The organism is Campylobacter sp. RM12642 (assembly GCF_020137635.1).
Classification (GTDB): domain Bacteria; phylum Campylobacterota; class Campylobacteria; order Campylobacterales; family Campylobacteraceae; genus Campylobacter_E.
The window spans coordinates 1-19,448 of record NZ_JACGAT010000028.1 but is presented as its reverse complement, the minus strand read 5'-3'; the positions used below and the strand labels follow the sequence as shown (position 1 = coordinate 19,448).

16 protein-coding genes and 1 pseudogene are annotated in these 19,448 nt (G+C 24.4%); 2 read left to right on the top strand and 15 right to left on the bottom strand.

All coding sequences use genetic code 11. The features are described from left to right. On the top strand, nt 1-1,054 hold a 1,054-nt coding region (locus tag AVBRAN12642_RS08465; protein ID WP_336608213.1), incomplete at its 5' end, for a hypothetical protein. A 771-nt stretch (nt 1,055-1,825) separates the two neighbouring features. Here the strand turns inward: AVBRAN12642_RS08465 and ppa are convergent. The 9 genes from ppa to AVBRAN12642_RS08420 all read right to left on the bottom strand — a co-directional run bounded on the left by ppa (nt 1,826) and on the right by AVBRAN12642_RS08420 (nt 10,789). Then, entirely contained in the window at nt 1,826-2,341 is a 516-nt protein-coding gene (gene ppa / locus AVBRAN12642_RS08460; protein ID WP_214118956.1) for an inorganic diphosphatase, read from the bottom strand. Nucleotides 2,342-2,356: 15 nt separating this feature from the next. Beyond that, complete coding sequence (locus AVBRAN12642_RS08455; protein ID WP_336607724.1) at nt 2,357-2,923, bottom strand: adenylate kinase; 567 nt, start codon at nt 2,921-2,923, stop codon at nt 2,357-2,359. 19 nt (nt 2,924-2,942) lie between these two features. Next, nucleotides 2,943-4,556 carry a polysaccharide biosynthesis/export family protein gene (locus AVBRAN12642_RS08450; RefSeq protein WP_336607725.1) on the bottom strand — a complete coding sequence of 538 codons (1,614 nt, stop codon included), beginning with the start codon at nt 4,554-4,556 and terminating at the stop codon, nt 2,943-2,945. Beyond that, nucleotides 4,556-5,644: a capsule biosynthesis protein gene (locus AVBRAN12642_RS08445; protein WP_214118964.1), complete on the bottom strand. Its 1,089-nt coding sequence runs from the start codon at nt 5,642-5,644 to the stop codon at nt 4,556-4,558. The genes AVBRAN12642_RS08450 and AVBRAN12642_RS08445 overlap by 1 nt, the downstream gene beginning before the upstream one ends. Then, nucleotides 5,644-6,306 carry an ABC transporter ATP-binding protein gene (locus tag AVBRAN12642_RS08440; RefSeq protein WP_214120545.1) on the bottom strand — a complete coding sequence of 221 codons (663 nt, stop codon included), beginning with the start codon at nt 6,304-6,306 and terminating at the stop codon, nt 5,644-5,646. Before AVBRAN12642_RS08440 ends, AVBRAN12642_RS08445 begins: the two co-directional genes overlap by 1 nt. Then, a complete protein-coding gene (gene kpsM / locus AVBRAN12642_RS08435) occupies nt 6,303-7,064 on the bottom strand; it encodes a capsule polysaccharide transporter KpsM (protein WP_336607726.1) in 762 nt (253 codons plus the stop codon). The genes AVBRAN12642_RS08440 and kpsM overlap by 4 nt, the downstream gene beginning before the upstream one ends. After that, nucleotides 7,065-8,264, bottom strand: a complete 1,200-nt coding sequence (locus tag AVBRAN12642_RS08430) for a capsular biosynthesis protein (protein WP_336608212.1) — start codon at nt 8,262-8,264, stop codon at nt 7,065-7,067. A gap of 93 nt (nt 8,265-8,357) precedes the next feature. Then, entirely contained in the window at nt 8,358-9,764 is a 1,407-nt protein-coding gene (locus tag AVBRAN12642_RS08425) for a phosphomannomutase/phosphoglucomutase (RefSeq protein WP_336607701.1), read from the bottom strand. Then, entirely contained in the window at nt 9,761-10,789 is a 1,029-nt protein-coding gene (locus AVBRAN12642_RS08420) for a glycosyltransferase (RefSeq protein ID WP_239802666.1), read from the bottom strand. The genes AVBRAN12642_RS08425 and AVBRAN12642_RS08420 overlap by 4 nt, the downstream gene beginning before the upstream one ends. Nucleotides 10,790-10,826: 37 nt before the next feature. Between AVBRAN12642_RS08420 and AVBRAN12642_RS08415 the strand changes: the two genes are divergently transcribed. After that, on the top strand, nt 10,827-13,325 hold the full coding sequence (locus tag AVBRAN12642_RS08415; RefSeq protein ID WP_336608211.1) for a bifunctional glycosyltransferase/CDP-glycerol:glycerophosphate glycerophosphotransferase: 2,499 nt from the start codon (nt 10,827-10,829) through the stop codon (nt 13,323-13,325). Between the two features lie 30 nt (nt 13,326-13,355). Here the strand turns inward: AVBRAN12642_RS08415 and AVBRAN12642_RS08410 are convergent, their stop codons facing one another. The 6 genes and pseudogenes from AVBRAN12642_RS08410 to AVBRAN12642_RS08385 form a co-directional block, all read right to left on the bottom strand. Then, the gene (locus AVBRAN12642_RS08410) at nt 13,356-15,626 is read right to left on the bottom strand and encodes a hypothetical protein (RefSeq protein ID WP_336607703.1); all 2,271 of its coding nucleotides are present in this window, start codon (nt 15,624-15,626) and stop codon (nt 13,356-13,358) included. Further along, complete coding sequence (locus AVBRAN12642_RS08405; RefSeq protein WP_336608210.1) at nt 15,598-16,347, bottom strand: glycosyltransferase family 2 protein; 750 nt, start codon at nt 16,345-16,347, stop codon at nt 15,598-15,600. The genes AVBRAN12642_RS08410 and AVBRAN12642_RS08405 overlap by 29 nt, the downstream gene beginning before the upstream one ends. Continuing rightward, nucleotides 16,347-17,906, bottom strand: a complete 1,560-nt coding sequence (locus AVBRAN12642_RS08400) for a capsular biosynthesis protein (protein ID WP_336607705.1) — start codon at nt 17,904-17,906, stop codon at nt 16,347-16,349. The genes AVBRAN12642_RS08405 and AVBRAN12642_RS08400 overlap by 1 nt, the downstream gene beginning before the upstream one ends. After that, the gene (locus AVBRAN12642_RS08395) at nt 17,803-18,306 is read right to left on the bottom strand and encodes a capsular biosynthesis protein (protein WP_336607706.1); all 504 of its coding nucleotides are present in this window, start codon (nt 18,304-18,306) and stop codon (nt 17,803-17,805) included. Before AVBRAN12642_RS08395 ends, AVBRAN12642_RS08400 begins: the two co-directional genes overlap by 104 nt. A 61-nt stretch (nt 18,307-18,367) precedes the next feature. Beyond that, the gene (cysQ, locus tag AVBRAN12642_RS08390) at nt 18,368-19,102 is read right to left on the bottom strand and encodes a 3'(2'),5'-bisphosphate nucleotidase CysQ (RefSeq protein WP_336608209.1); all 735 of its coding nucleotides are present in this window, start codon (nt 19,100-19,102) and stop codon (nt 18,368-18,370) included. Further along, nucleotides 19,099-19,448, bottom strand: a pseudogene (locus tag AVBRAN12642_RS08385) (alpha-2,3-sialyltransferase); the annotation flags it as partial. The gene cysQ and the pseudogene AVBRAN12642_RS08385, both read right to left, overlap by 4 nt.

The window sequence follows — 19,448 nt, the reverse complement described above, 5'->3', positions numbered from 1 at the left end:
GGATAGTAATAGCCAAGATAACAATGTATTTAACTTTAAAGTATTACAAGGTGATGAAGGTGGATATTTCAACAACTTAACTGAAATTCCAAATGGTGGTAGAACATTTGATACTACTCCAACATTTGTTGGTAAATCAGTTGCTAATGATACAATAGTATTAGGATTTGTAAAAGCTAATAATGCAACAGGACAAGATGAATTAATTATGAAAGAATTCCAAGCTGCACCAGATGGAACATTCAAATATACTCCTGATTTAACAAACAGAGTAGATGGTAGTGGTTGGGAAGTTGGAACATATAAAGTATATTTATCAAGCTTAAAAACAGGTCTTGTTAAAGAATTTACATTCACAATTGACCTAAATACAGCTAAAGATGAAGTAGCTAATGATAACAATGCTAATGTAGATGTGGTTGTTCCAAGTGAAGTTGTTGTAAGTAATAATCATATTACAATCAATGAAGGTATTTACTATCAAGCAAATAGCAATAGTGCTATTGAAAAAATTAATGGTTATGTAACTGATAGCGTAAGCCCAGTTATTACAGGAACTGCAAAACCAGGTTCAGAATTAATAGTAAATCTAGTTAATGATGCTACAGGTAAGGTTGAAAGCTGGACAAATATTACAATTTGGGATAGCGGTAAATTTGAAATCGGCTTAACAGGTGAAAAAGGCAACTCATATCATTATGAAGTATTTGATTGTGTAGCGTGCAAACCAGTTGGCGAACCAGCAATTAGTCATACTTTTGAAATTAACGCTGGTAACTTTATTAACCTTAACCCAAGTGCAATTTTAGGAGATGATGCTGGAATTAGTATTCCAACTATTAAAGAAGAAAAAGTTGAAGCTAAAGACGAAACTAAAGTAAATGTTGGAGATATTTTAGATACTCAAAAAGATATCTTTAATGAAACTATAGCTCAACCAGTACAAGTTCAAGAAGGTTATATTAATCTAAAACTAGGTTCAGTTGCATTTGATGCGGCTTCTAAAGACTTAACACATTTAGATGAATTTAATAATATAAACCACCACTCTTAATATATAACTTGAGCTAGTAACAACTAGCTCAAGCTTTTATCTTTTTATAATCTTCAAAATTATTAGAATTTTTAATTTAATTATTATTTTTTTAAGCATTCAAGCTAAATATTTTATATTTTTATTGGTTGTTATAAGTATATTTATAGTAGGTGTATGTTATACATAGCAAAATTTTTAAAATATTTGATTGTAAAAATCACTTAAAGCTTTGTATAATAGAGTTTTAAAGCTTGAAAATTAATATATAAAACCATGCCACTTATAACATATATATTTTTTATGAAACTTTACAAAATATATAATATAAATCCTATAAATGAGTATTTTTATGATTTTGAATATGCTTTAAGGTTTTAGCTAGTGTTAAAATAAAGTTAAAAAAAATATACTTTATAAAATTCCTTGCAATTCTAATACAACGCAGTTTTAAGTTAATTTCTAAAATAAATCAAATTCTAAAAATATCTTTAATTATAACTTAAAATATAGTTAAATTCTATGATTTTTAATGAGTATTAATATTAAAATGAATAATTTTATAAAGAAATTAATAAGATACAAAATGATTTAAAATATACGCATTTGTAAATAATACTAGCAACAAAATCAGTATTCACTTACAAAATTAAGCATAATAATATTTTTGCTTATGTGTTATTAATGAGATTTCGTATATTTTAAATTAGATTATTATGATTTATAATTTTTATAAGAAATAAGAACATTTGATAAAATTAATCTAAAAGCAGTCTTTAAAGACTGCTAACATTATTTATAGTTTTTGATTGATTCTTCAAGTATTTTTGTAGCTTCAGCTATGCCTTTAAAATCTTGAACTTTTACCCATTTACCTTTTTCTAATGCTTTGTATGTTTCAAAAAAGTTTTTGATTTTTGCAAGTTTGTGTGGTGCTAGGTCTTCTAAAGATTTGATATTATCATAGCTTGGATCAATTTTGCTAACAGGAACTGCAAGTAATTTTTCATCCATACCGCTTTCATCTTCCATAATTAAAACACCAATTAAACGGCAAGGAATAACAGCACCTGCTTGAACTGGGTATTCATTTAATACAAGCACATCAACAGGATCACCATCAGCTGCAAGTGTATTTGGCACGAAACCATAATTTGCTGGGTAAAACATAGCCGAATACATAACTCTATCAACCATGATTGCCCCACTATCTTTATCTAGCTCATATTTAATATTTGAGCCATAAGGAATTTCTATAACTGCATTTAATTTCTCTGCATTTCCACTTTTAATTTTTGTAATATCCATTTTTTTTCTCCTTGATTAGATTTTTTTCTTAATTTCTTCACTCATATTTGCAACAATTTCTTCAATTGTGCGTTCGCCGTTGATTTGTATATGTAGATTTTTTGCTTTATAAAAATCTAAAATATCAGCTAAAGGCTCGGTATATACTTTCATACGATTATTAAATACTTCTTCATTATCATCAGCACCCCTAGCACGACCTAAAACTCTATCTTTTGCTACTTGTTCGCTTACAAATACTTCAATAACAGCACTAAGATTTACTTCGTTTGATTTAGCTAATTCGCTATCAAGTGCGTGCATTTGTTCAACGCTTCTTGGGTAACCATCTATTAATATAACATCACTTGGAGCTTTTTTAAGTGCGCTCATAATTGTATTTACAACTATTTGTAAAGGCACTAGATTTCCTTTTGAGATAAGCTCGTTTATTTGTTTTCCTAATTCGCTTCCACTTGCAACTTCAGCTCTTAATAAATCGCCTGTTGAATAGTGTGTGTAGTTTTCGTTTTTAGCAATTATGCTAGCATCAGTAGTTTTACCGCTACCAGGTGCTCCTATAATTAAAAATAATTTTTTCATAGTGTTTCCTTTCATAAAATTAAATATCTAAAATTACTTTAGTTGCTACTGCAATTTGGTATAAAATCTGAGTTATTACACCGGTTACTTGAAGGTTGTAAGTTTCAATTTTAGGTAATACTAATACTGAATCTCCTTCATAAACTTTAGCATTTTTATCACTGCTAAAAGTTCCTAAGCTTATTTTATCTGCTTTTCCATTAGCGTGTATTAATAAAATTCTTTTTTTATCAGCTCTAGTATTTAAATCCCCAGCCATTTTAATATAATCTTTTATTTTTAATTTATCTTGATGAATAAATGCACCAGGAAGAGCAACTTCTCCTTGAATTACAACTAAATTATTTTTGCTAGGTATATTAATAATATCATCATTTTCAAGAACAATTGAAGAATATAATTTTTCATCATCAATTACGATTTGCCCTTTAGGCTCAATTGCTCTAGCTCTTTCAATAAACTTTAAAATATTAGTTCCCCAATTATCTCTAATTTTTGCTTCTTCTGAAGTAGCTGAAGTTGTGGTTAGCGCTAAGGTTTCTAACTCTTTTAGTTGGGCTTCAATTAATTTTTTTTGAAGAGCTGCTACGCTTTTTCTATACACTTGCACTGCTTGTTTATTAGATAAATCATTCATATTTAATAAACTAAGAGCTTCTTGTAATGTAGTTCCTTTATCTAAAACTAATGAATGTAAGCTATTGTGTTCGCCTTCAATTTTTATGTTTATTTTATCTGCTGTGTAATCTGGTCTAAATTCCACTTCATCGGCATTATTAATATATACATTTTCAAATTCACTTTTTTTATAAGCATTTATACGGAGTTTGTTATTTTCATCATAACTTTTTATGATTGCATTTGTTGCAGTTGGTTTTGCATTAGATAAAATAGCTAAATCATTTAATGTTTTTAAATTCTCTCCTAATTCAAATCTATAAGGCTTTAATACATCACCACTAGCACTTGCATAGCCATTGATTTGTTTTACTAAAATTACATCACCATTTTTAAACATAGAATAATCTAATTTGCCATTTAATAAAAAATCATACAAGTCTATTTGTTTGATTAGTTGATTATTTCTTAGAATTTGAATATTTCTAAAGCTTCCATATTCAAGATTTATTCCACCTGCTTTATCAATGTATTGAATTAAAGAATCCGAGCTAAGCCCTTCATAAAGCCCTGGTTTATTTACATTTCCCGTAACAAATACTGAAATATTTTGGTAAGTATCCATATCTGCGTATGAATATACATTTGATTTATAAGTATTTCTTACTTTATTTTGAATAATATTTACTAAATCTTTATTGCTAACTCCTAACAAATGAATAACTCCAACTTGTGGAATAAATATATTTCCTTGAGAATCAACGCTTGATTTTTGTTGTAATTCTACTGCACCCCAAAGCTTAATATTTATTATATCTCCTATTGCGATTTTATAATCTGGATTATAAATATGTTTGCTAAATTGCTTAAAATTACCTGAGAATAGGTGTGCTCCAAATGTTTTATTATTCACTTGTTGTGATATTTCTTCTTGAGTATTATTTACTGCTATATTTGCTACATCAACTGCAAATGCTAATATTGAAAATACTAATATATAAAATATTTTTTTCATTAATATCTATGCTCCTCTATTATTGAATATGTAAATTTAATAATTCCAAAAACTAATGTTAATATAAAAAATACTGAGAATACATCATAAATTACATTTGGATATATTGCAATTTCTGATAAAACCGGCGAAGAAATTATAATAACTTGTTTTAACTTTTTATTAGCTTCTAGTCTTGATTTTTCATAAGATGCTAGAGCTAATTTATAAGCATCTTCAGCGAATTTTAATTTAAAACTAAGATTGCTAAAATCAATTGCTAAATAATTTAATTTGTCATTTTTATCTTTTGAAGTTAATTTATTAGCTTCTTTTTTTAATTGAGATTTTAGTGCGTCTAATTCTGATTTTAATGCTTTTACTTGCGGAGTATTTGAGTTTAAGTAACTATTTAACGTGGCAAGTTCTACTTCTTTTGCTATTATTTTTTCTTCTATTTGTGTTTTTATAGCTGATTGGGTTTTTGCTTGACTTACAGGGTCTAGCATGGAATTTGTATTTTGAAATTTATTTATTTCATCTTGGGCTTTACTTAGTTCTAAACTAGCTTTTTCTAATTCTTCTTTTGCAAAACTCATTTGTTCTCTTGCGATTTTATGTGATATTTCGTTTATGAAATTTTCACTTTCCTTAAGTATCGTATCGGCTATTTTTTTAGAATCTTCTGGAGAAAATGCGTTAATTTTAATACTTAAAAGTCCGGTAATATCATCATAAACTACCTTTATTCTACTTTGATAATATTTTAAAAAATCTTCTTTTACATCAAGATTTTTCAAAAATAATTCATAATCAATTTTTCCTTCATACATAGCTTTGATATTTATATCTTTTTGCAAAATTGCTAGCATATCGTATGAGTTTATATATTCTTTAAGATACATTAAATCTTCTTTAGATGAACTTGTAAGTCCTATTATTGGTATTAGGCTAGATGTATCAGTAGTAGTGCTTGTAGATTTTACTCCAATTATTGCTGTGCTTTCATATCTTGAACTTGCTATAAAAGCAAAATAAATCAGTGAAATTAAGCTTAAAACTATAATAATTTTAAAGCTTGTTATAAATTTTATAATCTTTTTTTTCATTAGCAACTTTCTTTATATTTATTAATTCCTTCATCTACATCATCGTAGATTGTGGCTATTCCATTGTCTAAAAAAACTATTTTATCACACCAAGTTTTTATTTCGTTAATATCGTGTGAAACCATAATTACCTTTGATTTTGATAATTTTTCTTCATATACTTTTCTGCTTTTCTGCTTGAATGATTTATCGCCAACTGCTCCTGCTTCATCTATTAGATAATAATCAAAATCAAAAGCCATACTAAGACCAAATGAAATTCTACTTCTCATACCTGATGAATAGCTTCTAATAGGTTCATCAAAATAATCTCCAAGTTCAGCAAATTCTTTTACATATTCTATTTTTTCTTTTAAAGCTTCTCCACTATATCCGTAGATTCTAGCTATGAATTTGATATTATCTCTAGCACTTAAGCTTCCTTGAAATCCACCTGCAAATCCAACAGGCCAAGAAATACTCTTATCAATTATTACCTTACCACGATTAGGAATATCAAGTCCGCCTAAAATTCTTAGCATTGTAGATTTTCCTGCACCATTTTTTCCCATTAGACCGATTGAGCAATTATCAGGAAAAGTAAAATTTAAATCCTTAAAAATATAATGCTTTTTTTTGTTGTTTAATACAAAGTATTTTGTGATATTTTCAAGTCTAATCATGCAGTGCCAAGCTCCACTCTTTTTTTATAATATAAGCCAAGACTAAAAAATAATAAAATTAAAGTGCAAATTAAAGGGTATTCAATATTAATTTGAGTTACTATAGGATAAGTTTCAAAATAATTTTCTTTAAAAAGTTCAATTATATGCAAGATTGGGTTATAAGCTAGAATGGTAATTATTTGATTAGGTAAAACCCATAAAGGGAATATTATTGCTGAGCTAAAATACATAATTGTCAAAAGGTAGTTAACAATATTTTTTATAATATCTTTTCCGTTAAATATTACAGCAAATAGTAATCCTAACGAAAATGCTATTATTACCATCCATAGAAAAATTAGTAACGAGTAAATTAAATTATATGGAAGAACATTGTAATTAATTAAATACCCATTTATGCAAACTAGTATATTAAAAGCTATAAAATATATAATACCTTCAAGAAAAGCTCTAGCTAAAAATACATGAATAGGGCGAACTGGTTTATAAGTAAATAAACTTTTATTAGCTTCAATTCCATTCATTATAAAATTAACAATATTTCTAAACATAAAAAATGGAATCATTCCAGATATCAAAAATAAGCTAAAAGGAACTTGTGGTAAAATAGTATTTCTAATTAATGTAAAAATTATTAACATAAATATAATATGCATCATAGGTTCAAGTATAACCCATACATAACCTAAAGTTGGGTTTTTGCCAAATCTAGTTTTAAGCTCTCTTAAAATAAGCGCGTTTATTATATGCCACATTTAATTTCCTATTTCAAATTCTTTGAAATTTAAGTAAAAATTTGCATTATATTGATTGTTTTTTAATAAATATCCTTGGAATTTCAAGTATAAATTATAATTGCTTACAAAATTATGAGCATTTTGCCAAAAGCTATCAAGGTCATTTTTATAGACTAAACCATCTATATTATAAATTGCATTACCCAATACTATAGTAGGGCAATTATGATAAAGTGCTTGCATTCCCACCGTGCTATTTATACAAATACAGCCTTTAGCATTTTTTAAAAGATTTGGGATATTTCCACGATGAATATAAAACACCTTATCACTTATACCAAGTCTTTTGGTAAGTTCATTTATAATATTTGAATAATCAGTATATGCAATATCTAATGGGTGGTGTTTAAATATCAAAACATTATTATTCGCTCTATTTTTAGCAAATGATTTTATGGTTTTAACTATGAATTTTTTCATACCTTTGTCTTTAAAATGCTTTTTTATTTGACTATCGTTATGCACTTGAAGAACTGCTAAAAAGTATTTTTTGGAATATTTTTTAGCTAAATTATCTACATTTTTTTCTAAAATTGAATATTTAGCTTTTCTATAAAAATGTCTAAACCATCTAAAAAGCTCCATTATATTTAGTGGTCTATGATAGTTTTTGTTATTATAAAATACTTGAAATATAATGCTAAATGTATAATACATTAAGGCATAAAAAGCCATTATTTTAAAACTTGACTTAAATAGTTTTGAGTTTTCTTTATAAGTATTTAGTTTTTTATAATCATTTTTATTTTTACTCATAAGTGAGTTTGCATTAACGCCAGTCATTTCGCAAGTAATATAATTTGGCCTTAAATATCCTTCTTCAAATACATATATTTTTATATTTAGTTTTTTAGCTAAATTAATTGCTATTTCATGAATTGGTCTAGTATCGCCGAATAATATAATGCAAGTGATTTTATTGAGTTTATAAAAATTATCTAAGTATGATTTAAGATTGTTTAAGCTTCCTTTGTAATTATATTTTGATGGATAAAATATAAAATCACCCGCCGTAAAATTAATTTTATATATTTTATTGTTTTTATTAAGGTATTTGCTAAAACGCTTAAAAAAAGGCCCTAAAGGTCCTTGTAAAAATAAAATATTTTCATTATTAAATTTACTTATTAAACTATTTATATTCATACTTTCTTTCACTTAGAATACTACCCCCACAATTTAGTAATATTGAGCGTGGGGGGGGGTATTTTAAAAATTTTTTAGTTATATTAACCTAAACTTATTAACTAATTAATATTTAATTATTTCATCTAAAAGTTTAAAGGTAAATTCATTGATTTCTTTTAATTTATCTTCACTAATACTTTCAAATCTAGCTACTAAATAAGGGCTAGTATTACTTGCGCGAAGTAGTGAAAATCCATTTTCAAATTCTAATCTCACTCCATCAATTTCAATTAGCTTAGCATTTAGATTAAGAGATTTTATTTTTTCTTTATAAGTATTTATTATATTAAATTTATCACTTTCATTTACTTTTATTTTTATTTCATTACTTGAATATGCTTTAGGTAAGTTATTTAAAATATCAATAAAATTAGGATTTTTTAAATATAGCTCAATAATTCTTAGCATAGAATAAATCGCATCATCGTATCCATAATATTTGTCATTAAAAAATACATGTCCGCTAAGTTCTGCTGCTAAATCTACATTTAATTCTTTTATAGCTTTTTTGATATTTGAATGACCTGTTTTACACATTGAGCAAGTTCCTAGCTCGTTAATTTTATCAAAAATTACTTTTGAGCATTTAACTTCACAAAGGATTTTAGGATTTTTAATATTATTTGCAAATAGATAGCAAAGCTCATCACCTTTAATGATTTTATCTTTTAAAACACATACAATTCTATCAGCATCTCCATCAAAACCAAAGCCAAGTGTCGCAGTATTTTTAACATAGTTATTTTTATAAAGTGGAGTAGGGCAATGATGAGAAAAATTGCTAAAATTAAGCTCATTTTTAATAGCAAATAGATTTTCTTCTTCTGTTGGGTCTGGCTCGTGAGATTTAAACTCACCATCAAATTCACTAAAATAGTGAGCATATTTAATATTTAAAATATCTAAAATGTTTGCTACAACTTCACAAGCTGCACCACTAGCCGTATCAATTGCTAGATTTATATTGGCGTTTTTAAGATGAGCGAATTCTTTTTGCAAAAACTCAATATATTTTGTTTTAATATCTAATTCTTCATATTCGGCATTTTCAATCTTATCATCAAAATCTTTTATGTGATTTGCAACTTCAGTATAAATATCACTAAGCTCTTTTGCAAAAAAACTTTCTTTATTTATAGTGATTTTAAAGCCATTGTATTCTTTAGGGTTATGTGATGCTGTTATCATAATATTTGCATCAATTTCATAAGCATAATTGCTAAAATACCCAAGTGGAGTAGGAACAAGTCCAAGTGAATAAACCTTAATTCCTGCACGATTTAGCCCATAAATTAAAGCATTATTTAAGACTTTATTACTAAGTCTTGCATCATAGCCTACGCTTACGCTTTTTGCGTTTTTACTAAGTATAATTTTACCTATTACAAAACCTAAAGCCTTAGTAAAACTAGGACTAATCTCAGTCCCAAAAATCCCCCTAATATCGTATTCTCTAAATATGTGTTTCATTTTGTTTTCCTTAATTTAATATCTTTAAAAAAATCTTTTGGTCTAGTAATTAATTTTCTTAATTTAGATTTTAAGCTATATTTATTATATTTTTTATCATAAGAATATAAACCTATGCTATTTTCAATGTTATATTTTTTACATAATTGTTTTAAATAGGTTATAAATTCTGGTAATTCTCTTTCATCTTTCCAAACATTATTATTTTTATAATCATACTCTTTCATTTTTTTTATAAGTAAGTCTTGGTTAGTTGATTTTTTGAAATAAAATTTATTAAATAATGGTCTATCATGCCATCTATGAATTAATATTAAATCTTCAAAAAATAATGGAAGTGTATAGTACGCCATATACTTTCTAAAACCTTTTAGGTTTGCAACTATATTTGAAGTTTCATTAATATAATAATCATTTGGTTTTTTTGCGATAGGGTTGTTTGCAATTAATCTATGAACTAATTCTAGGTCTTCGCCACCATGGCCTTGAAAATTTATATCAAATAAGCCTATATTTTTTAAATACTCCTTGTTAATAATCATAATAACCCCATTAAGACCTATATTTTCTATAAGTTTTCTAGAACCTTCTAAATAGCTATTTTTTAATATAGATAAATTTTTGTTTGTTTCAAATTCTTGTGTTCCTGTTTTGGTTAGATATACAAATGGAATTAAAATAAATTTTTTTATATTAGTTTCTAATTCTTGATTTACTTTATTTGATAATTTAATAAAAAAATTATCATCATTTAACAAATCAATATCGTAAAATAATATATATTTTTTACTAGAATGTATTATTGCTTGGTTTCTAGCGATTCCTGGAGAAAATGGATTTTGATATTTAGTGTGTATAATTTTTATATTTGGGTAGTTAGATTTTAATATTTTATTTTTACTAGCATCAGATATTATAAATTCATAGTTTGTATTTTTAAAATATTCAATTAACTCTAATGCTCTTTTATATATGAAATGTTTTTTATTTTTATAACACACAGTTGAAATTATACTGATTTGCATTTTTATCCTAAAATATTAAAAATTTTTAAAGGTTATTATGACATACAAATATAAAATTACACATTTAAATGAATTTTTTTATGATTTTAAAATTAAATTATTTAAAAAACAAATATTTAAACTACCTTATAAATCATATTCAACCTACACAATAGTCTCAGCTGTTTATAATGTAGAAAAATATTTAGATGATTTTTTTACTTCAATAATAAATCAAAGTATAGGGTTTGAAAAATCAATTCAATTAATAATGGTAGATGATGGTTCTAGTGATAATTCAGCTAATATTATTAAAAGGTATCAAAAACTATACCCTGAAAATATAATATTACTTTATAAAGAAAATGGCGGACAAGCAAGTGCTAGAAATCTTGGACTAAAATACGTTAAAACTCCTTGGGTAACTTTTACAGACCCTGATGATTTTTTAGATAAAGACTATTTTAAAAATATAGATATAGAAATATCAAAAAACAATAATTTAGCAATGGTAAGTTCAAATATTATTTTTTACCATGAAAAAGATAATTTTTATAAGGATAATCACCCACTAAATTATAAATATAAAAATAAAAAATCAATTAAAATTAAGGATTTGGGTAAGAATATTCAACTTTCAGCTGCTAGTGCAATTATAAAAATTGAATTAATAAAAGAATTTAAATTTGATGAAGATTTAAAACCTTGTTTTGAAGATGCTAAATTTATAAATGAGTATTTATTGGATAATTTAGAAAAAGATGCAATATTTATTGAAAATGCTAGATATTTTTATAGAAAAAGAGTTGATGGTAATTCTACGCTTGATAAAAAATTAAAAGATAAAAGATATTTTTTAGATGTTTCATCTCGTGGATACTTAGCTTTACTTGAATATACACAAAATGAGTTAGGGTATATCCCTAATTTTATACAGCAGACTATTATTTATGATGTTTATTGGATGATAAAGGAGCTAATTGAAAATTATTTAAAAGTTATTAGTTTAGCTAATGAAGAAAAAAAATATCTTGAAAATATACTAATAGATATATTTGAATATTTAGATGTTGATGTGATTAAGAATTCTTTTTTATTAAGAAACAATTATTTATTATTAGGAGTTTTAAAAAAATATAAAAATTATTTAGAATATACAAGTGCTTGTGTTTTAGAAAAATACACAAAAAAATATTTAAGAATAAGTTATTATTCTGTTATAAAAGAAGATAAACTAGAAATTTTTATAAACAATAAAAAACGTAATATAGATTTGATTAAAATTCAACAAATTAATTTATTAGATGAATTTGTTATTTATAAGAAAATTATATATCTTAAAGAAGTAGGGTATATAAAAAATATAGAAGTAGTGTTAGATAATCAAAAATTGGTTAAAAAAGATAAAAGTTATTATAAAATCAAGTATTTTTTACAATTGGGTATTCAGTATGATACAACGATAAAATCAGATAATTTTGAATTTATGGAATATATAAATAATAAAAGCTTTAGTGAAAATATCCAAATAAATGAAGCTATATATCAAAAAATACGATATCATTTAGGATATAAAAAACATGAATTATGGTTATTTGCTGATAGGAAGTATAAAGCAAATGATAATGCAGAGTATCTTTATGAATATATTCAAAAAAATCATCCAGAACAAAAAATTGCCTTTGTCATAGACAAGAACTCATCTGATTATATAAGATTAAAAAACAAGAATTTTAATGTAGTATCTAGTTCTGGAATTTGGTTTAAAATACAATTGTTTAAAGCTAGAAAGATTATAAGCTCACATACTGATAATTATTTATTAAAAGGTATTGGTAAATATACTTTATTTAATAAAGATTATATATTTTTACAACATGGAGTAACTAAGGATAATATATCAAACTGGCTTAATTCTAAAGATATTTCGCTAATAATTACAAGCACAACTGATGAATATAATTCTATTGTTAGTGATTATTCTGATTATAAGCTAAGTTCAAAAGAAGTTGTGCTTACTGGCATGCCTAGATTTGAAAAACTTATAGAAAAAAGTAGGGCGATTAAACAAGAAAAGATGATTTTGATTTTTCCTACTTGGAGAGAGTATTTGGCAGATAAAATTGATAAACAAACATATAAAAGAAAGAAAAATGATAAATTTTATACTAGTTTATATTATCAAAATTATAAAGAACTTTTAACCGGTAAAGAATTGGAAGAATTGTGTAAAAATAATGGATATAAAGTAGTTTTTATGCCACATTTTGCAATGCTTGAATATTTAGATGATTTTAAATTGTCTTCTTTTGTAGAAGTTGTAAATATGCAAGATATTGATATTCAAGAATATTTATGCAAAGCTAGTATTTTAATAACGGATTATTCATCAATAGCTTTTGATTTTGCATTACTTAAAAAGAAAATTATATATTTTCAATTTAGCGAAGAAGAATATTATAACCATACATATTCACAAGGATATTTTAATTATAATAAAAATGGTTTTGGTATGATATGTGGTAATGCATATGAGATTATAAAAACCTTATATTAATAAAGTTTTTATACCCAATATTGTTATTTGCTAAGAAAAGTCATAATATTTACTTAATAGCTTAAAAAAAGAATTAATTTGTTCTTTTTCTTCAATATTAATATTTGAATTATTTAAGTCTTGTTCTAGATATTTATTAAAATGGGGCAATTTTAAGTTAAATATAATATTTCTAAAAAATAAACTATCTTTTAAAGCTTTTGGCTTGTATTTTATTTTTTTTATTTGTGAGTACATTAATAAATTATGATGATTTCCATAATTAAAATCTTGACTGCAAATATGATTATGCATAAAATCTTCATAAAATTTTACATATTCATTAATAGCACTTCTGTGTCCTAATAAATGTGTGCTTCCTAATCCATAATATTGTTGTTCATCTGAGATTTCTCCTACTTTAAGCTGATTAACAATATCCATGTTTATATTAATTATTTCTAAGTCATTGCGACAAAGCATTACTATATCGTATTCAATATTGCTTTGCTTTTCATATTTTTTTAACAAATTAAAACTAGCCAGTTGCCCATAATATAAATTTGCAACAAATAGTTTTTTTATATGATTTGGTTGTTTTTCAAAATTACTTAGTTTTATTTTTGGATTATTGATTAGTAAGTTATTAATTTCTTCTTTTGTTATTTTTCTTTTTATATCGTTTTTTAAAAAACATTCAGATGTTAATGGTAGCAAAGTCTTAAAATCTTTAGTTGAAGCTATGCACTTTGGTATTTTTTGAAATACTTGAGGTATAAAAAATCTATTAGCCCAGTTAATCCAAGGGCTACAATTTGCCCAAATTTGACATTCGTCCCAAGCAAATAAGAAAAAATCAGCTTCGAAGTATTTGCTAATATCAGCAATTATTTTTTCTATGCTTTTAGTCCATCCATCACCTCTTAACATACCATATAGACATACTGCATAACGTTTTTTTCTTAAATATTTATATTTTTGCGTATAATATCTACTTGTTAATTCGTTATATTGTATAAATTTTAAATATGATTTTTGATAATTATCTTGCAATAATATATTTATAAAATTGCCATATGAAATTACATCTCCAAAAAATTTTTCTTTTTCTTCTTCATTTCTTAAAATAAAATATTCTATTAATACAATAGATAAAACTTGAGTAAATAAGGTGTTTGCCTTCTTTAAAAAAGGAACAATATTTTTTACACACTCTGCTTTTAAATTATTATTACTTGTTTTTAATATGTAACAACCTATTATAATAAAGTCATTAAAATCTATTTCTATTTTTTGCTTATCAATATTAATACTATTATTAAAATAATTACTAAAGTATTCAAAATATTCTTTAAGAATTTTAAGTTGTTTTTTATTATTGGCTGTAAATTCTTTTAATAATTCTAGGCCATCTGATTTTAAGCAATCAATAGTAAGAATGTAAGATGTGTTATTGATTATATTATAAATTTGAAAAAATAATTTAAATTGTGCACTTAAAAATGCATATTTTAAAAAATCAAAACTTGCTTGTTTATTTAATAGTTTTGATAATATGTATGTATTTAGCAGATTAAATTCATAGTTATTAATATATTTTTCAATAATAAACCTATCAAGTTTTAAATATTGATTTAAATCCTTAGATGTTTTTAATGCTATATATTCAGTTTTTTGTATTTTATAGCTCTTAATATTTTTATTCTCTTTCATTAAATGATTAAAAATTGATATTATAAGTAGTTTATCACTTATTTTATTATTTGTTTTTATTATGTCTATAGCATTTTTTGTAAAATACTTAGCATTTTTAAAATAGTAAATATCTATATCTATATTTTCATTTATTATTTGTTTTTGACTAATAATATTTACTAATTTATTTTTAATTTTATTTAAAGATAATCTTGAATTGTTATTTAAATCTTTTATGGTTATAAATGAACCATCAAGTCTAAGTTTTTTTGCATTATCTATAAAATCATTGAGATTTAAATTAATTATTTGATTGGAATTTACTAGTAATAATTCATCATCATCTTTTATCTTTAAAGTAGTGCAGTATGCGTATTTTACAATAGAATCAGTTAGAATAAATTCTGCATTCAATTCTGTTTGTATTTTTTTTAAAGCTATTCTAAATTGATTGGCATATTTTTGTTGTAGAATTATAATGTATTTAGCATTGGAAATTTCTAGATTTTTTATAATTTTAATTATTATTTCCTCACTAGATATATTAATACAAGGTTTTGTATTTTCATATTTTACTTTGCTAATTATTGAACTAAGTTCATATGCATAAATTATAATATTTAACATTTTGTTCCTTTTTTATTATCATTTCATATTCATTAGGTGTTCCACAGGGGATAATTTCGTTTTGTTTTATCTGGTAGTATTTAATTACTTTTTTATCTTTTATAAGATAGTTATACATAGGTGCTATATAATATTCATTTTTTGAAGTTTCATTATTTGCTAACATTGTTTGAAAAATTGTTATAAAATCGTTTGAGTTTTTAAAATAATAAAGCCCACTACTACATAAAGATGATATGCGTTCTTTTTCTGTTGTCTTTAAGACTAAGTTATCAGTGCCAGGTAGAATAAACGACCAATTATCTCCATCTGCTTCAAAAACTTCTAAATAGCCATCACAATTAGCTAAAAATTCTTCATTTGGTAATTGAAAATTAGGTCTAATTGTATCTATATTAAAAATTAAAATATCATCTTTTATATTAGATTTTTCTAAACCTAAGTATACGGTATGCGCTTGACCTAAAGTATCAAAATCTAGTTCAATAATCATATAAGTTTTTAAATTTAACTTTTTACATTCTTTAATAATAAAATCTTTAGTGCTATAATCTTTTTTACAAATAAATAAAAAATTACAGCCATTAAAATACTTATTAAAGCCACTTATTACTTCATAAAATAAAGTATTGTTATTTATAAGAAGCATATATTTTGGTATTTTATATCCTGCTTTAAAAAATCTACTACTAAGTCCTGCCATTGGAAATATTATTGTCATTATAATTCCTTAAATTCTATATATAATCTTATTGCGTTTGCAAGTAAGGCATATTGTTTTTTTAAATCATCGCTGTGAAGCGGAAGCATTGATAAAAAAAGATGAATTGTTATAATATAAATCTCTTTTATATTAAAAGTATTTTGAAAAATTTCTAAAAATTTACTTTGTATTTCATCAATACTTTTATTTTTATATAAACTAAAATCTATTATGTAATTGTCATTTGTGTTTTTAAATTTTAATTTATAGTGTTTTGCAATTATAAAATCATATAGTCCAATAATTGAATGAAATAACTTAGCATAATCATACGAACTATTTCCGTATGGTGTTATGTTGTTTTTGAAATCCATTCCTCTAGGATCAATTGTTTTTATAGAAGCAGATTTAAAATCATATAAAATATTGCTAAAACAAAAGTCTCCGTGAATAAAACTATTTTGTTTTTGCTCTATAAGATTACTATCAATGTCCTTTATAATTTCATTTATACTAGTATTAATTTTTTGATTAAAAATAATGTTTTTATCAATGTTAAAGTTAGCTTCTTTAGAGAATTCTTTTAATCTTTGTTGTGTTTTGAATTTATAATCATAGCTAACTGCTTCTTTTGTTTTATGACTATGTAATATAGTTAGAAAATTTTTTAAACTTAAAAATATTCTTTCCCAAGTAATTTTGTTGATTTTTCCAAAAACATAAAGCTCTGATAATGTATTTAAATAAAGATACTCTGTATAGTATTTATTATTTTCTAAATAAAAATGAGGTATATATAAAGACAATTCCTTTGGTAAAGAGCCAAACCAATTTTGTTCTGCTTTTATCCTATTATCCATAGAAGAACTTTTACATACATAACCATTGATGATTTTTAAGGAATTAAATGCTCTTTCTGTGGTTATAGTCTTTTTGGTATTAAAATAATTTGTCGCAATACCACAATCAAGCCAAGTTTGATTTGTGTTTAAATTAAAATTATATTTTTTTGAATAATTTAATAGTGTTTGTTTAAAATCATAATCGCATTCAATTAGGCATTTTAAAAAATAATTTATGTTTTGAACTTCAAAAAAACCATTGAGTATATCTTTAGTATTCAATTCTTGATTATTTTTTATATGGAATATAGGCTTTGTATCTTTAAGTAGATAAGTCCAATTATAATTATTATTGCTTCTTGATACTCCTATACTATTATCTAAAAAGTTTAAATTTTTAAAAAATGTATCACCATGTAAAATTTTTAAACCTTTTTTTAAATTTGTATTAGTTAAATTTAAACAAATTGCCTGAGATAATGATTGCCCTAATGTTAAGTTTTCATCTAGTCTTAGAATATTTATTTTAAGTTCTTTTAATTTTAGGTTATCGTATTTATTTAGTTCGTAACTTTTTGGTATAGTTAGTATAATTTTATCATTTATATTTTTAAATAATGAAGATTGGTATTCATATAATTTTTTTCCGCCTATTGGTAGAAACGATGGTGGTACTTTTCCAAATTCTGTTTCTAGTTCCGGATTTACATAACGAGCAGAGGTTATGATAATCATTTATACCCCCCCCCACTATATCTATATTAGAAGAATGGGTATTTAATAATTCTTTTATTTCTTCATAACTTTTAGATATAAATTCACTAGGTCTAATAGCTTTATCATCTATATAAAATCCTTCTTCTCCACACCAAGGTTTTCCAATAATTATTTCATCATATGGGACATTATATTTATTGAGCCATTCTATGATTTTTGGTAAAGTATTAATATTGATTTTACCTATATTTCCTTTGTATGTATTCATATTTCTGCTTGTATTAATAATTATTTTAAATCCCATTTTTTTATATTCAATTAATTTTTTTAACATCTCTTTATTGATTGGTTTATTTTCATAGCTGCAATTAGAATTTATAGCTATTGTCCCATCTAAATCCACAATTAGGTTTTTCATGTTAAATATTTCGATATGTATAAATATATTATCATATCCTCTCCTTAAATTTTTAAAATATCTATTTCGCAACAAAATACGGGTTTAATAGATTCTCTTTATTGTACTTTAAAGGTTTTAAAGTATGGTAATTATATACATTTTTTCCAGATTCACTTACAATAATATGTGCAGCTGCCGTATCCCATTCCATTGTAGGAGCTAATCTAGGATAACAATCAGCTTCACCTGAGGCTACCAAACATAGCTTTAAGGAACTACCTATTGATATAAATTCTTTATCTAGATTTGTTTTTATATTATCAATAAAATATTTTGTTTCATCGTTTAAATGAGATTTGCTTGCTACTATTTTATAAGTATTTTTATTTAGTTCTAATGGTAACTTTACATTATTCTTATATGCACCTTTATTTTGTTGTGCATTATATAATAATTTCAATGCAGGTGCATATACAACTCCTAAAATAGGTTGGCCGTTATGTATTAATGCTATATTTATTGTCCATTCTTTGTTTTTATTTATAAATTCTTTTGTTCCATCAATAGGATCTATTAGCCAACAGTATTCCCAATTTTTTCTTACACTATATTGTATATTTTTATTTTCCTCTGAGATAATCGGTATGTTGTATTTTGTAAGTGATTTGCATATGTAATCATTTACAACTAAATCAGCCTCAGTTAATGGACTTTTATCATTTTTATAATATATATTAAAATCATTATTAAAAATATCTAGCGCATATCTACCAGCATTTAAAGCAATATTTATTATTTCATCTATAGCTATCATTCTTTCCTAACTTGTTTTGGTTTAAAATCTTGTTTTAATTGTTTTATTTTTAAAGGCAATATAAATATGCTTAATTTATACCAATTAGAAAATGATTGTATTAATAATTCTCCTAACTTATAAGCATAAGTTTGCTTTAGCTTTGATGCATCTATATAATCATTGTATTCATATAATTTAGGTTGTTTTATATAATTTTTATTTTCTAATATATGATTTAAATATATTATTAATATTTTTAAAGGTAATAGAATTAATTTTACTTTATTAGTGTTTATTGCACATGTACCTAATTTATAAGCGAGATGGTTTTTAATTCTTTGGCAAGCTGTACCATTTTGTATTA